Origin of the sequence: Bartonella sp. AA56HLJMS (assembly GCF_042197145.1) — a bacterium.
In the GTDB taxonomy this organism is placed as follows: Bacteria; Pseudomonadota; Alphaproteobacteria; order Rhizobiales; family Rhizobiaceae; genus Bartonella.
This window is the reverse complement of record NZ_JBHIRL010000007.1, coordinates 35,893-51,191: the sequence shown is the minus strand read 5'-3', so window position 1 is coordinate 51,191 and position 15,299 is coordinate 35,893. Positions and strand designations below refer to the sequence as shown.

Genomic DNA, 15,299 nt, shown 5'->3' with positions numbered 1-15,299 from the left:
ATATTCATTTTACCGTTGTTTAACGAAACTTGAATTGCTCTTTTTACTTAAAAGAGGCTCATATTCTTTTTTAAAATCGGGTTTTACACCAAGAAAACTAGCTGTGCGACGAACAATATTAGCAAGCATTGGTCCAGCATTCATTCCCGCTGTTGCTGAACGCTGTCCCTCCTCTGGCTTTGGTTCATCGATAATTGTTAAAACAACATAAGCAGGATCTTCAATAGGAAAAGCAGCAAGAAAACTATTGAAATTTTTTGTTTTAGAATATTTTCCATTTTCAACTTTTTCAGCTGTTCCTGTCTTACCACCTACACGATAGCCTTCTACTTTTGCATTACGTCCAGAACCAATATCACTATTTAATTGATAAAGGTAACGCATATTTTGACTTGTTTTAGCCTGCAAAACCCGTTTTGCATGGTGCAGAGTTTGTTCTTTTGTCCGTTTTAAAAATGTTGGAGCAATTAACCAACCACCATTCATTAAAGCAGCAGCCCCGACAGCTGTTTGCAAGGGGGTTGTTGCCATACCATGCCCAAAAGAAATCGTCATAGAATGTATATCCTTCCAATGATGTGGCACAATAGGGTGGGCAACTTCAGGCAACTCTGTCGTGAGACGATCCAGTAATCCAAGTTTTTGTAAAAAACCACGGTGTTTATCAATCCCTATCGCCAATGCCTCTTTAGCAGAACCAATATTAGAAGAATAAATAAAAACCTCCCATAACGTTAAGGGTCGATTTTTTCCATGAAAATCATGAATAGTATACCCACTACTTGCTTTTATTGGCTTTGAAGCATCAATAATACTGTTTAAATGAAAAATATCAGAATCAAGAGCCATGGCTGTCGTAAAACTTTTAATGATCGATCCCATTTCAAAAGCTCCTGCCGTCATCCGATTGAGACGATCACTTTTTAAAGCTTCAATAGGATTTCTAGGATCAAAATCTGGTAGTGATGCCAAAGCCAAAACTTCCCCCGTATGTATATTTAAAATAACAGCTCCTGCAGCAATTGCCCTATAACGCTTCATAGCCTGAATAAGTTCATCATGAACAATTGCCTGAACACGCACATCAATCGAAAGCTGAACTTGTTTTAATGATTCTTCCATGGCAAGACCAGCAGCGCGCAGAGCACTCAAACCCGCATCATCAATATATTTTTCCATACCTGCAATGCCTTGATTATCAACATTCACCATGCCAAGAATATGGGAAGTTACAGGTCCATCGGGATAAAAACGACGAATTTCAGTCCGAAAACCAATTCCTGGAATACCAAGGGCCATAATTTGTGTCTTCTGCATTGGCGTTAACCCACGCTGTATCCAAGAAAAACCAGTTTTTCTTTTTAAGCGCTTATAGGTTTCCTGCCAATTAAGATCAGGCAAAACTGTTGAGAGCAATTCAATTGTTTCATCCACATCAATAATACGTCGTGGCTCAGCAAAAAGTGAATAAGTTTTAATATCTGTTGCCAATAAACGACCATTACGATCAACGATATCAGGCCGTGCCATCAATTGAAAAATTCCAGGCCCTTTTGCTTCTTCAATCTGTCCACCTTCCAACCCATAAGAAATAAGGCAAGCCCCCATGATGCCATATAAAATTAAAAAGCAGAACAACGAAAAAAGCAAACGTGGACGACTAGAATAAGGACGACGAACAGAAACATTATGATTATTCAACGAATTCTTTAAGCGCTTTTTCTTCTGTGAGAATAAAAAAGTCGATTTCATTACTGCGCGCCTTTTTGGACAACACTATTGATCTGAGAAGCCCGATTATTTGTCAAAATATCTTGATTATCTTCCAAGATATTTTGTTTAATCACTTCTTCAATTTGATCATGTACCCGTACCGGAATGTCTTTAAACTCCACGATTTGACGCGGCTGCATAACCTCTAACCCAAGTTCTTTCTGATAACGTTTCGCAAGTTTTTGCATGCGTGAAGGCCTTATCATCACAGCCCACTCAGCATGAAGCAAACTTACCGTATTTTTTGCTGCAGCAATTTCATGCTCAAGATGAAGAACTTCGTTCATTCGCTTTTGAACATCATATTTTACCTTATAAGTAAGTCCTGCCATACAAATCATAATCAACACTAAAATCATATCAAATGTACGAAAAACTGTCATTTTTTGCTGCCTTCAAAACTGGCAATCTCTGCTAAACCAAATAATTTCATATCTGCTGCAAGAGCCTCTGCTTCAGTCCGTACACCAATACGCAACCTCGCAGAACGTGAACGAGGATTTTTCTGTAACTCCTCTTTAGTTGCCGTGATCCCACCTCGAAACAAAGGAAAAAATGTCGCTGGAGCAGCCTTTATTTCTGGCAGATAGCGTGATCTCATACATTCTCCAGAACGAGCCGAAAAAAATCTTTTGACCATACGATCTTCAAGAGAATGAAAACTGACAACCCCCAAACGGCCTCCAGCTTTTAAAACGCGTTCAGCAGCAAATAAACCACATGCCAATTCACCAATTTCATCATTAACATAGATACGAAGAGCCTGAAATACACGTGTTGCCGGATGAATACGATCTCCCAGCTTACGTCCTATCAACGTTTCGATAGCATACGCCAAATCACCTGTACGCAAAAAAGGCTGCACAACACGACGCTTTTCAATCATCCGTGCAATTCGCCCCGCATAACGCTCTTCCCCTAATATCTTAAAAATACGTGCCAAATCCCTTGCTTTTAAATGATTGATAACATCGCTGGCTGTAAAACCAGTCTGAGCCATTCGCATATCCAATGGACCATCTTTTTGAAAAGAAAAACCTCTTTCTGCTTCATCAAGCTGCATTGAAGAGACACCAATATCCAAAATAACTGCATCCACCTTCTCTTCAACGACACGATCAAGCTGTGAAAACGCCATATGGACCAAACGAAGGCGTGGAAAAAATTCTTCAACAAGCGATTGTCCTGCACTGATAGCATGAGGATCACGATCAAGAGCAATCACCTGTGCCCCTGCCTTTAACAAAGCGCGCGTATAACCACCAGCACCAAAGGTGCCATCAATCACTTTTGCTCCAACCAATGGCATAAGCCCAGCCAAAACTGGCTGTAACAACACTGGAATATGGCGTTCAGCTCTTTGATCCTGCTTTATCAAAATAATCCATCTTGAAGTTATGCCGTCTTAAATCAACAGCTCTCTCATGGCAACTGATCTTAGAATAACCTGGCCTTCAACTTTCACATTAATCACAATGAACGAAAAAACTAAAGTTATCCCAAAACAGATCCTAACGCATTATACTTAAAGAAATGTTATAATTTTTTAAAACACTCTTTGCTCAAGTGTCTATTTCAAACACATAGACTCCATAAAAGACCATATATAATTGATCTTATAAAATATCGCGTATCATCATGAAATATCAGTCGGCCTATAAGCCGGGTTCTGTAGAGTAAAGCTTACACTTTACATGGCAACCATTCATCTGGGACGGATGTTACCATCCGCCTCGTGCAACCTACCCGAATGACTCGCCCGGAAATCGGCTGCAAATTAAATTTTGCACGTCATTTCTATTTGGTCTTGCTCCCGGTGGGGTTTACCTTGCCACATTCATTACTGAATGCGCGGTGGGCTCTTACTCCACCCTTTCACCCTTACCTATAAAAATAGGCGGTTTACTTTCTGTGGCACTTTCCCTAGGGTCACCCCCGCCGGGTGTTACCCGGCACCGTCTTTCCATGGAGCCCGGACTTTCCTCACCTGCCATATTTCAGTATCAGACAAGCGCGGCTGCCCAGCCGACTGACATACTAGTTTATAAAACATTTTCTGCTCCGTGAAAATAGCATCTTAAAATATTTTATGACAAACCTCTCTCAACAGATGTTTTTATTTTAATGAAGCCAGATAAGTCTTTACTTTTGCGCAATATTTCGCTGAAATGGAATTCATTTTTTTTGCAGCATGACCTGCGTTATATTTAAGGATTGTACCACACGTACTTCCACCACTGAGTTTATAGGCCCGTGCCAAATAACGCATACCATATTCAAGATTGGTCGCAGGATCGTACAAATCCTGTACAGAACCACTAAAACCCAATCCTCGTGCCGTAGAGGGTTTAATTTGCATCAAACCTATTTCACCAGCAGCCCCCTTTATACCTGCCTTATAATTACTTTCAACTTTTACAACAGCATGTGCTAAATTAACGGGAACATTATATTTATTCGCAAGTTTCTGAATAAGAAACTCATAAGGACGAGCAGAAATCTTAGAAGCAACAATCACTGAGGTTTCTCCTGATTCCGCAACATTTAAGACACTATGAGTCCAACTTATATCAAATACAAAAAATACAGCACATGCTGTATTTAACAAGATTTTCAAAAATTGCATTTTCTTTCTCTTCACTCAAACATTCTCAAATTCTAGCCGCAAGTAATTTGCAAATGTATTATACAAAAAAGAAAGCAAAAGAACGTCTTTAAAAAGGAAATAGTAAGACAATTTCAAGCTAAAATTATGAAATAAAAGAATATATCTTTATGCACAAGTCTCAGATTTATCTATATCATAAAATAAAAAAATAAAAAGACTATAATTAATCTTATAGCGTATCAAATAAAATGATATAATCTATAACTTGCGGCTATCTCTGTTGTATCAATCAATTTTTATATTAAAAAAATAGCATCTGAACTAGATGTAATATTTTTTACATAAGATTATTAATTTTTTTATTGAGATCAATCCCTCAAAGAAAGAGAGACAAGAGCATCTTTTTACCGAAGATGCTCGATATCAAAAAAGGTTCACAAAAAATATAAACCGTTATCAACGCTTCTCTCTGATTAATAAACACCCACTGCACTCTTTATGTCCGATAAAACCTCAAAAAATCACAAAACAAATCTCCCCATCATTGCGCATAAAAAATTCATAAATATATTAAAACCATCATACTCTTTACCAATTCAAAATATTGGAACAGACTTTTAGCTCTCAAGATGTCTCAAAGAAGCTTTTTAATTCCTTTTTAAAAGAGTTTTTATCCACACAAGCCTCTACTTGTGGTATACAAGAAACTGATTTTAATTTTTTCACCATGGATAAATTTAAAATGATAAATTATCATTATAAAACAATATACTAAAAAAGTTATATCCGTTTTTATCCCTACAACAAAGCTTAAAAATTACTTGTGTCTATTTTTTTGAAAAATGTTAGAAAACTCAATACCCCCAAAGCCTTTTTAAATAAAAATAGACCTCTCATCTTCATTCAAATATTTTTTCTTTGTTACAGACTATCATCTTATCAGTCTTGCACCTCTTTTTCAGAAATCATACAAGTGGATAAATATCCTAAAATCCGTAGAACAAAAAAAGCTTAAATCCTTTAAAAAATTTTATTTTCTCATATCAAATAAAAAAATAACCGGCATATAAAATGCAGTTAACGTGTTTTATTATAATCAATACTGCTTTTGTCATTGTAGCGATTGATAATGCAATTAACTTGGACCAATACCCTTGATAGACTTTCTATCACTCCTGTAATGATTGCAACATTACCCTTATACTCCAATTGCTTACCTTTTGAGAGATAAATTTTGTTAATACCTTAAAAATTGATTATCTCCTCGCACTTTTCAAAATTTCACGAAAAGCTCTTTCTCCTTAAAATAAAACCCAAAAGCGCAATTAAAAAATAGCTAAAAATAAGCATTAGCAACGGAAGGACGAGAAATCGCTTTTGAGAGAGCCATAGCAACAGTTTCACCAGATTTTTGAGCCTGCTCACGACTCTGACCACTTTTAGAAGCAAGCGCAATTACATCACGACGCAGCTGCGCAATAAACAACTCCTGCTGTTGAGGGGTCATCTTAGAAAGATGCTTGATAATATCTGGAAAAGATACGGATAATCTCTCTAACAACTCCTCCTCTGTTACATCAAGCTGCTGAGAAGAAAAAGAAGAGCGACCGGAAAAAAACTGATAAACAGCACTACTTTGAGAAGCAAAAAAGACAGCGCCAGAAATAAAAAATACAAATAAAATAAAAATAATACGATGTGAAAAAGATCCCATTATCTCTTACCTAAAGATCACAGAATACAAACATAGCTTCCTTTTATGATTCTTCTTATAACATGCAACAATGCCTCAATAAAGAAAAATCAAATTATTAAAAATGAATACGCTAACACTATCCGCCCAATAAGACTCGCCCCTCTATGTATTTAGGTACTATAGGCGAAACAATAACAGATCTTACACTCCCCCCCTAATAACACCTTACATTTCCTAAAATAATTACAAAAAGCCTGACTGAGGAAATCCTCAGTCAGGCCAGACAATCTAGGGGATCCACGCGGGGGGGGGGGAGGAGGTTCCCCGATTGTCCTCTTACATCAACCACTAAGATAGCCGATGCAATATTCTTGCTATGGAATAAAATTCTTTAAACAACAAGAAATTCTTATCATCTTCTACGCAAAAAAACATAAAAGAATTATAAATTATTTAAAAATGTTTAAATTTAGGCAAAAAAAGTTTAAAATGACCCAATTTGAAGCAATTTTATTTCAATAAGCATCAATTAGAATCTACGATCATTATAACTTTTAAATAGTTTCTTTCATAACTCTGATGATCATATTAAAAAACCGTAATTTCTACGTATCCACCCTATAAAAATCAAACTACGTAAAAGTAGAATCACTTTTCCAACAGCAATCACCACAAAAAGAAAAACGTAGATTTTTAAAATCTTACACAAATAACCGTAAAAAATGGAAAACATCTTCTTGCAAGAAAGCTATGAATTATTTAAATAAAACAATAAATTAGAGAAAATAAAATCTTATCTATCTTTATAAAAAATTTCTGTAAATGATCATTAAAATATTGTTACATCCCTCATGTAACAATCAATGAGGAACTTAAACAGCTTAATCTTATGAGAAAATGAGAACTCTGAAGGTATTTTTTTCGAATCACGCCCCATCGTCATTCCAAATAACGATAAACCATTTTACAATAACCAACAGTCTCTAACGCATTTTAACATAACAAACCGAAATCAATACAGACATTTTCTCTTAATCTCTATCATTTAAATGATCCCGTAAAATAATACACACAGTAGTTTCTATGCTCAAAAATTTTTATATTCTGTTCTTCTAACGTAAACAATTCATTGATTTACAATCATAACTCATCATTTTACAATTTACATGAGAGATCTCAAGAACGTAAGGTTCCTTTATTTTAAATCTTCGTCTATTGAATTAATGAATAGCCATACTACCGCACATCACAAACAAGAAGAAGCATATGGATAAAAAACATAAAACGATGATGCCGGCTTACAACTTTTACTTAAACTAAAGACGATGGTGCCCTATCAATTTTACGCTATACCAACGGACTGCGTCATAAGATGAGCGGCAAACATAAAAAGAAAGAAAATACTTTTGGCAAAAACAATGGACTTATTTAATAACCTTCATAACTTCTCATGATAAAGAGATACGAAACTTTAGTGTAATATCACACTTTTCTTTCCTACTTTCAGCCACAGACTATCCCTAGATCATCGCCGATCTTATTTTTATGAATATAATGCATTGTCTTACCCTTTTACTTTTTCGTCTTTTTAGAGCATCTTTTTGCACCCCTCACTAAAAGTTCCAACGTACTCCTTATCTAAAAACCTGTTTTAAAGAGATATTTTAAGATCTATTGGGCACCACCATCTTTGACATTTATGAAGGTATGAGCCTTCACTATGATTATATTGTGCGGCATTATATCATATTGCAGCCGCTCCCACATTTAGAAAATGTATGAAAGATGTATTTTCTTTTACAAACGGTATCATTAAGATAAATACCTTCTTTTGTAGCAGACAAACAGACTCTTTCGGATTCTGAAACAGGAAATTTGAAATGAAACAACATTCCTGTATTTAAACCTCTTATTGAGTCTAAAAAAATCAATGATCTTTTAAAATCAATATATTGGCTAATAACATAAATATGATATCAAGAACACCTTAAATAATGATCCTCATAGGCTTAACTCTATAGAAGGTGCTTCATTATACAGCCTACACGCCGCTATAAAACACCAATACTCCCATATAAAAACATAATACAAATGTAAAAAACAATAGCTTATCAATGATTGAATAAAGTTTTATCTCTACGCTATTCTTGAGAAAAATCAGAGTATAAAGTACGTTAACAAACGCGATTTATGCAAAATCTACTTGTTTATCTTTGATATCGTCAACCAATAAACGCGGATCACGAGCAAGCCAAAGCGTAGCACTCCCCTCCTCACTGTTTTCATTTTGTATAGGAGTAAGACAAACCGTTTGTTCTAGAACAAGTCCCGCATTTTTAAGCCATTCTTCTATTTGTAAAGCCGAAAATCCAAAACGCATATGCACTTGATCAGAATATGAAGACTCAATTTCATGATAACCAAAATCCACAATCAATAAACGGCCATGAGGACGCAAAACACTTGATATCTCATGAAGGAATATTTCAGGATTTTCAAGAAAATGTAAAACCCAATGAAGAATAACTAAATCAAAAGTTGTATCTCCAACAGACAAGTGAAAAACATTGCTATCAAGCACAACTTGAACCGCATGCGTATAAAGATTAGAAAACAATTTTAAGATAGAGTCTCCACCTCTTCCAATATTCAACATCGTCTGAAATGGTTTATCGCCAATGATTTCAAGTAACGAGTTTTCTACACCATGATCTGCCATATAGAATGACCGTAATACATCCCGTTGCAACGCATTTTGTAAGAAATGCTTCTTCCTCGTTTTTTGACGCTGCTTTTTAACATCCTTCAAACGTTCTAAATCATGCGCTAACAACACATCATCCTTTGGCAAAGCCGAAAGAATACCTATCACAATGTCTTTACCCCAAAAATCATGACAAAGCTTAAAATAAAGGCTATCCCCCTTCTGATAACGCTCAATCAATCGTGCTTCGTACAATAAACGTAAATATCGTGATATACACGCTTGCGACTGATCAAGAATAAAAATAAAATCAGGAATTGTTAAATCTTCATGATGTAAGAGCCTAAGAACACGTAAATGGCTTACTTCTGCGACCGCTTTCAGCAGCACAATCATTGCATCTAAACTTGCACTTTTTTTCATAATTATCCCCTAAACATTCCTATAAACATTTGTTTATAGGAAAAAAAGTCAAGCATACAACGCATATTCTCATCTATTTTGTTCTCTCTATTTTATCATACTATGAAAAAAATAGGCTAATGTAAAAAACGAACAGATCTTATCTCCCTGCTTCTCGTTATAATGAGAATACATTGATTTATAATAATAATTCATTTTTAACTTGAATAAAAAACCGGAATACCGTAGATTTTTCTCATTTCAAATCTATTCATGATAAATCAATCCAAATCATTCTCTTACAGCTCATAAACGGAGGGGACAGATGGATAAAAATACCTTTTATGCCCACCTAAAAACAAGAACTGCATACTATTGAGAAAAAATAACATGATAATGCCAGCTTGCATTTTTATTAAGTAAAGATGATAATGCTCAATGACCAAGGCATTTGTAGAAGTAATACTATACGCTCCATCCCCTCCTTTTCATTGCAGTTTTACAAAAAATAACCGGTTATATATCATGAGTAAAATAACCCTATTTAGGTCATAATTTCATAAAGTGTCTCTTACTCTTTTCAATGAATAAAAACTCCCACAGAGTACACACACACTTTATTTATGAAATAACAAACGCAATAAAATACACTATTATTCTAACAAAGTTGCGATAAGATAAAAAATTCTAGCGTGTAAGAGGTTTATAATTTGCATGCTTAGGATTAAGAGATTCCGCCCCAAGACGACGAACTTTATCAGCCTCATATTCAGCAAAATTACCTTCAAACCATTCTACATGACCATCACCTTCAAAGGCTAAAATATGTGTTGCCAATCGATCAAGAAACATACGATCATGCGATATGATAACTGCACAACCAGCGAAATTTTCCAATGCATCTTCCAATGCACCCAATGTTTCAGTATCAAGATCATTTGTCGGTTCATCAAGAAGAAGCACATTCCCCCCCTCTTTTAGAAGTTTCGCCAAATGTACGCGATTGCGCTGCCCTCCTGATAAATTTGCCACCTTCTGCTGCTGATCTGCCCCCTTGAAATTAAAAGCCCCGCAATAAGCGCGGCTATTCATCTCATATTTGCCTAATTTAATAATGTCATTTCCACCAGAAATTTCCTCCCAAACAGTTTTATCCCCCACCAAGGAATCGCGACTCTGATCCACATAACTCATGTGAACTGTTTCACCGATACGTATCTGACCTGAATCGGGCTTTTCCTGTCCCGTCAACATTTTAAACAAGGTCGACTTTCCCATACCATTGGCCCCAATAACGCCGACAATGCCACCAGCAGGAAGTTTAAAAGAAAGAGAATCAATCAATACACGTTCACCATAAGCTTTAGAGAGATTATCAACCTCAATAACAACTTGTCCTAACCTTTCTCCAATAGGAATAATGATTTGCGCCTCTCCAGGACGGCGCTCACGTGCTGCTTGAACCAACTCATCATAAGCCTTAATCCGAGCTTTTGACTTTGCTTGTCGCCCTTTTGGACTAGAAGCGATCCATTCTTGCTCACGTGATAAAGCACGTTGACGCGCTGCCTCTTCACGGCCTTCCTGAGCCAAACGCTTGGCTTTAGCCCCCAAATAAGCAGAATAGTTCCCCTCATAAGGAATACCTCTACCGCGATCTAATTCTAAAATCCAACCCGTTACATTGTCGAGAAAATAACGATCATGGGTTATCAAAAGCACAGCCCCAGGATATTCACGTAGATGCCTCTCAAGCCAAGCCGTCGTTTCAGCATCTAAATGGTTTGTCGGTTCATCCAAAAGTAATAAATCAGGTTTTGACAAAAGCAATTTACAAAGTGCAACACGCCGCTTCTCACCACCCGAAAGTTTTGTTACATCCCCATCGGCTGGCGGACAGCCAAGAGCAGCCATAGCCATTTCCACTTGACTTTCTAAATCCCAAAGATTCTGACTGTCAATAATGTCCTGAAGCTGTGCGCTTTCATAAGCCGTTTCCTCGCTATAATTCATCATCAATTCGTTATAACGCTCAAGAACTTCCTGTTTATCTGCAACACCTTCCATCACATTACCACGCACATCTTTGCTCGCATCAAGCAAAGGTTCTTGTGGTAGATAACCACAGCGTGCTCCTTCAGAAATCCATGCTTCTCCCGTATATTCCTTATCTAGCCCAGCCATAATACGTAAAATAGTTGACTTCCCTGCACCATTCGGCCCTAAAATACCGATCTTCGCATCTGGATAAAAAGACAAATGAATATTTTCTAGAACTTTTTTATTGCCGTAAGACTTGTTAAGCCCAGCCATATGATAGATAAATTGACGTGCCATAAATTTCTCTTTATATTATGCGATATTAAAGATTAGGATTTTGAAAAAACTGCTTTTGCTTTTTGAAACTGTACAGTAAATAGCACTTACGTCGTATCAAAAGCTTTCGCTTTATATTGGTACATTTTTTCTAATCTCACAAGCCCCAGTATGGTCCTGAATGCAAAAAAACATCCCCCTAAAGAGCAAAAAGCAAATCTTTTTAGCTGTACCTGAAACCTGTTATCAAACATTGCCTCTCTTTTCCATACCAGATATAACATTGTATTTTTATCGTATTAAACCGACTTATCAATGTAATATGATACCACAAAGAAAAGCAATTCTCTATGCGCCTTCTTTTCTCGCTTTATGGGCTTTATATTACGCAGTAAAAAATCCTTCTCTTTTTTCATCGATTTTTTGCTACGGAAAGCAATGGACTTCACCCCTTGCCTTGATATGGCTTAAATTACGTTTACAAAACGACCGCCGCCTTATGGGATCTGACGTCCCAAGCCCAATGATCATGAAAGCTTTGCATCAACACGTAGCAACAAATGACTACAGCGCACTTCCCATTGGTACGTGGTTACAATTCGTAAAAAACTATAAAACCAATTGTAAAAACTTATCCATCCCCCTCTTTTGGCTTGATAATTATAAAAATAATATCAATATCCAGCACATCATTTCAAAACTTCAAGACGACATATAGCTTTTTAAAAATACGATAAAAGCTCATCTCGTATAGGAATATATTTATGGAAAAAAAAGCCTTAATCGTCATTGATGTTCAAAATGACTTCTTACTAGGTGGAGCACTTGCCGTACCTCAAGGTGATGCTATTTTACCCGCCGTCAATAATCTCATAAATCATTTTGACCACGTTATCTTAACCCAAGACTGGCATCCCAAAAACCATTGCAGCTTTGCTTCCTGTTATCCTGAAAAAAAGCCCTATGATACAGTCATTCTTGACTATGGTCCTCAAATACTTTGGCCTGATCATTGCATACGAGGAACACAAGGAGCAGAATTCCATCCATCTCTTAGAGCAGAAAAGGCACAACTTATCCTTAGAAAAGGCTATAATCAAAAAATGGATAGCTATTCTGCTTTTCTTGAAAATGATCAAAAAACACCAACAGGTTTACAAGTTTATCTCAAAGAACATGGTTTTACTAAGCTCATTATGTGTGGCTTAGCAACTGATTTTTGCGTCGGATTTTCTGCTCTTCACGCTATACAATGCGGTTTTAAAGTCAGTGTTTCATTAAATGCCTGTGCTGGTATTGATGTAAACGGATCACTAAACACTATGCTTAAAACAATGAACGAAGCCGGTATAGAACTTTTAATGGTCTCTTAAAATATCCTTCTCTAATCTACCATTATAATACACTGATTTATAAAGGATAAATCATTTTGCACATATTTAAGTAAGAGTCCAGAATATCGTAAATTCTCTCATTTCAAACCTGTTTGAAAAACATTCTTTTACACGTTACAAAGAGAATCAATGTATGAATAAATCATTCAAAAAAACAGTAAGAATGCTTCTTATGACCCATTAAATGCAAGGGCTTGTCATAATATTGAAAGCTGGTAAAAAGTATAACATCAGCTTTCTGCTTATATTTAGGTCAAAAAGTATCCTAGAGATTGTACATTATTGGCTTCATGGGTAGTATCATGCAATGAACTCAACTTTAAAAAAACGCAAATAAGCAATAAAATAGTATTTTATTTTGCATAAAAGACCTCTTTCTATTCAAAGATATGCGATAAACAAAAGTGTGAAAAAGGAAGAAATCTCCATTACTTAGATACAACATGTTTATCTAATTGACGATTCTTAAAACGAATCGAAGAATATAATGCCATTCCAATAATACAGACTCCCACAAGTCCTGTTAAAACTTCAGGAACCGATATAATCGTTTGCAGATACATAATCACTGCAAGCACTAGAATTGCATAAAAAGCACCATGCTCTAAATAACGATAATGCAATAATGTTCCTGATTCAACCAACATAATTGTCATAGAACGAACGTAAAATGCTCCGATACCAAGACCTATCGCAATAATAAAAAGGTTGTGTGAAAAGGCAAAAGCACCAACCACGCCATCGAAAGAAAAACTAGCATCAAGAACTTCTAAATAAAGAAACGCCCCTACTCCCCCGTGAGCTACTGTTGTTAAAGTCTTTTGAGGAGTATCCAAGAGATGACCGACAACTTCAACACCGATAAAGGTCAAAAGTCCATAAAGTGCTGCCAATAAAAAAGTTATTTTATTTTCTGCGTCAATCTGAGCTGAAACAAATAAGATCAAAATCAAAACAATTGCAATATCAATTCCAACAAGCGCCCCAAACTTTTGAGCAGGTCTCTCTATAACATTAAGCCAATGTACTTCTTTTTCAGAATCAAAAAAATATTTTAAGCCAACCATCATAAGGAAAGTTCCTCCAAAAGCAGCAATCCCCATATGCGCATCGGTTAAAACTTCAGCATATCGATGTGGTTCCCATATCGCTAATTTGACTGCCGCAATTGGATTAATCCCAACAGCAACGACAACCACCAATAATGGAAAAACAATTCTCATCCCAAATACAGCTATCAAAATGCCCCATATAAGAAAACGACGACGCCACAATGGACTCATTCTACTAAGAACACGCGCATTGATAATAGAATTATCAAAAGATAAAGAAATTTCCAAAATTCCTAAAACAAAGCAAATAAAAAAATATTTAAGAAAACCAGTAATACTTTCCGTTTCAAACCAACCAATAACCCCTCCTAAAAAGACACCAATAATCGTGAAAAAAAAAGCAACCCCAAAATAGCGTAATAGGGACATGATCATTCCTCAAAGTTTATTTTCTACTTCATCTAAGCACACCCAGTACCAATCCAAAGTTTGCATCTCTTTAAAGTTGCATCTATTAATGCAGAGGTGTATAGAATATATATGGTAAAGTTACATGAAAATTCTCTCAAAAAAAGCAAGAGACAAATGTAGCAACAAGGAATTTTGTTTTGAAGTGAATATCAATTGTCAATACAATAAGTGCAAGATTGCTTTCTATCTACACAAATAAAAAAAATAACAAGAAATTAAAGCTATAATATTGACATTATATCATAGAATATTAATACATAGTGTGCTTTTATTATTTAATGATTTATACCATGATGATTTACCGAGGGAGATAATTCGTGGCACGTCCTGAAACTGAATCAAAAACCATATTTGGAAAACGTTTACGTTATGTACGTCTTGCTTTAGGCGATCCATCACGTGAAACCTTAGCTAAAAGTTTTAGCATGACAAAAAATTCCATTGCTTTTTATGAGCGTGGAGAGAGAGAACCCAATCTTAGTGTCTTACAAACATACCGCACGTTATATGGTGTCAATATTAATTGGCTTTTAACTGGGCAAGGAAAAATGTTTGACACCGAATATACAAAAGGTGATTTTGACTGGAATTATTTTATTAAAAAAATCGAGGGACTGGAAGAAACACTTGCCGATAGTGATCGTAACGAAAAACTAAATCAAGAAAAAATCGACAGTTCTTATGAAAAATTGCAGCAATATTTGTCAAGACAAGGTTTATCAAATGGTTTTAACCCTAAAACTACAACCTCTCTTATCGATATGAAAGCTAAAATGGCCAATTCTTATACCCTTAGCTTATTCATTGATTTACTCATTCGAAGCGTATCCCAAAAAGAGGTTATAGCTAATCAATAAACGTCTATTTCAAAAGAAAAAGCAAG

11 protein-coding genes and 1 other RNA gene are annotated in these 15,299 nt (G+C 35.8%); 3 read left to right on the top strand and 9 right to left on the bottom strand.

From position 1 onward, the window contains the following. Positions 1–9 precede the first annotated feature (9 nt). The 8 genes from ACFINI_RS05120 to ettA all read right to left on the bottom strand — a co-directional run bounded on the left by ACFINI_RS05120 (position 10) and on the right by ettA (position 11,520). A complete protein-coding gene (locus tag ACFINI_RS05120; protein WP_375646471.1) occupies positions 10–1,752 on the bottom strand; it encodes a peptidoglycan D,D-transpeptidase FtsI family protein in 1,743 nt (580 codons plus the stop codon). After that, positions 1,752–2,156, bottom strand: coding sequence for a hypothetical protein (locus ACFINI_RS05115; RefSeq protein WP_375646467.1), 405 nt, complete (start codon positions 2,154–2,156; stop codon positions 1,752–1,754). Before ACFINI_RS05115 ends, ACFINI_RS05120 begins: the two co-directional genes overlap by 1 nt. After that, the gene (gene rsmH, locus ACFINI_RS05110; RefSeq protein ID WP_375621372.1) at positions 2,153–3,151 is read right to left on the bottom strand and encodes a 16S rRNA (cytosine(1402)-N(4))-methyltransferase RsmH; all 999 of its coding nucleotides are present in this window, start codon (positions 3,149–3,151) and stop codon (positions 2,153–2,155) included. The genes ACFINI_RS05115 and rsmH overlap by 4 nt, the downstream gene beginning before the upstream one ends. Positions 3,152–3,415: 264 nt before the next feature. Beyond that, positions 3,416–3,806, bottom strand: an RNA gene (gene rnpB, locus ACFINI_RS05105) — RNase P RNA component class A. An 83-nt stretch (positions 3,807–3,889) separates the two neighbouring features. Beyond that, entirely contained in the window at positions 3,890–4,399 is a 510-nt protein-coding gene (locus tag ACFINI_RS05100) for a lytic transglycosylase domain-containing protein (protein WP_375613362.1), read from the bottom strand. A gap of 1,318 nt (positions 4,400–5,717) precedes the next feature. After that, complete coding sequence (locus ACFINI_RS05095) at positions 5,718–6,095, bottom strand: hypothetical protein (RefSeq protein ID WP_375613361.1); 378 nt, start codon at positions 6,093–6,095, stop codon at positions 5,718–5,720. Between the two features lie 2,170 nt (positions 6,096–8,265). Continuing rightward, positions 8,266–9,204 carry an ArsR/SmtB family transcription factor gene (locus ACFINI_RS05090; RefSeq protein WP_375646462.1) on the bottom strand — a complete coding sequence of 313 codons (939 nt, stop codon included), beginning with the start codon at positions 9,202–9,204 and terminating at the stop codon, positions 8,266–8,268. A gap of 666 nt (positions 9,205–9,870) precedes the next feature. Continuing rightward, a complete protein-coding gene (ettA, locus tag ACFINI_RS05085) occupies positions 9,871–11,520 on the bottom strand; it encodes an energy-dependent translational throttle protein EttA (RefSeq protein ID WP_375646460.1) in 1,650 nt (549 codons plus the stop codon). A gap of 160 nt (positions 11,521–11,680) precedes the next feature. On the opposite strand from ettA, the gene ACFINI_RS05080 reads away from it, so the two are divergent. Next, entirely contained in the window at positions 11,681–12,217 is a 537-nt protein-coding gene (locus ACFINI_RS05080) for a hypothetical protein (RefSeq protein ID WP_375611982.1), read from the top strand. A 46-nt stretch (positions 12,218–12,263) separates the two neighbouring features. Continuing rightward, positions 12,264–12,872, top strand: a complete 609-nt coding sequence (pncA, locus tag ACFINI_RS05075) for a bifunctional nicotinamidase/pyrazinamidase (protein ID WP_375621374.1) — start codon at positions 12,264–12,266, stop codon at positions 12,870–12,872. Between the two features lie 449 nt (positions 12,873–13,321). Here the strand turns inward: pncA and ACFINI_RS05070 are convergent, their stop codons facing one another. Next, complete coding sequence (locus tag ACFINI_RS05070) at positions 13,322–14,374, bottom strand: DUF475 domain-containing protein (RefSeq protein ID WP_375646456.1); 1,053 nt, start codon at positions 14,372–14,374, stop codon at positions 13,322–13,324. 359 nt (positions 14,375–14,733) lie between these two features. On the opposite strand from ACFINI_RS05070, the gene ACFINI_RS05065 reads away from it, so the two are divergent. Continuing rightward, the gene (locus tag ACFINI_RS05065) at positions 14,734–15,273 is read left to right on the top strand and encodes a helix-turn-helix domain-containing protein (protein WP_375611979.1); all 540 of its coding nucleotides are present in this window, start codon (positions 14,734–14,736) and stop codon (positions 15,271–15,273) included. Positions 15,274–15,299 lie beyond the last annotated feature (26 nt).

Coding starts and splice junctions, on each gene's coding strand:
- ACFINI_RS05115 (WP_375646467.1), bottom strand. CDS start 2,156: ATGACAGTTTTTCGTACATTTGATATGATTTTAGTGTTGATTATGATT.
- pncA (WP_375621374.1), top strand. CDS start 12,264: ATGGAAAAAAAAGCCTTAATCGTCATTGATGTTCAAAATGACTTCTTA.
- ettA (WP_375646460.1), bottom strand. CDS start 11,520: ATGGCACGTCAATTTATCTATCATATGGCTGGGCTTAACAAGTCTTAC.
- ACFINI_RS05090 (WP_375646462.1), bottom strand. CDS start 9,204: ATGAAAAAAAGTGCAAGTTTAGATGCAATGATTGTGCTGCTGAAAGCG.
- ACFINI_RS05120 (WP_375646471.1), bottom strand. CDS start 1,752: ATGAAATCGACTTTTTTATTCTCACAGAAGAAAAAGCGCTTAAAGAAT.
- ACFINI_RS05080 (WP_375611982.1), top strand. CDS start 11,681: ATGCAAAAAAACATCCCCCTAAAGAGCAAAAAGCAAATCTTTTTAGCT.
- ACFINI_RS05100 (WP_375613362.1), bottom strand. CDS start 4,399: ATGCAATTTTTGAAAATCTTGTTAAATACAGCATGTGCTGTATTTTTT.
- ACFINI_RS05095 (WP_375613361.1), bottom strand. CDS start 6,095: ATGGGATCTTTTTCACATCGTATTATTTTTATTTTATTTGTATTTTTT.
- ACFINI_RS05070 (WP_375646456.1), bottom strand. CDS start 14,374: ATGTCCCTATTACGCTATTTTGGGGTTGCTTTTTTTTTCACGATTATT.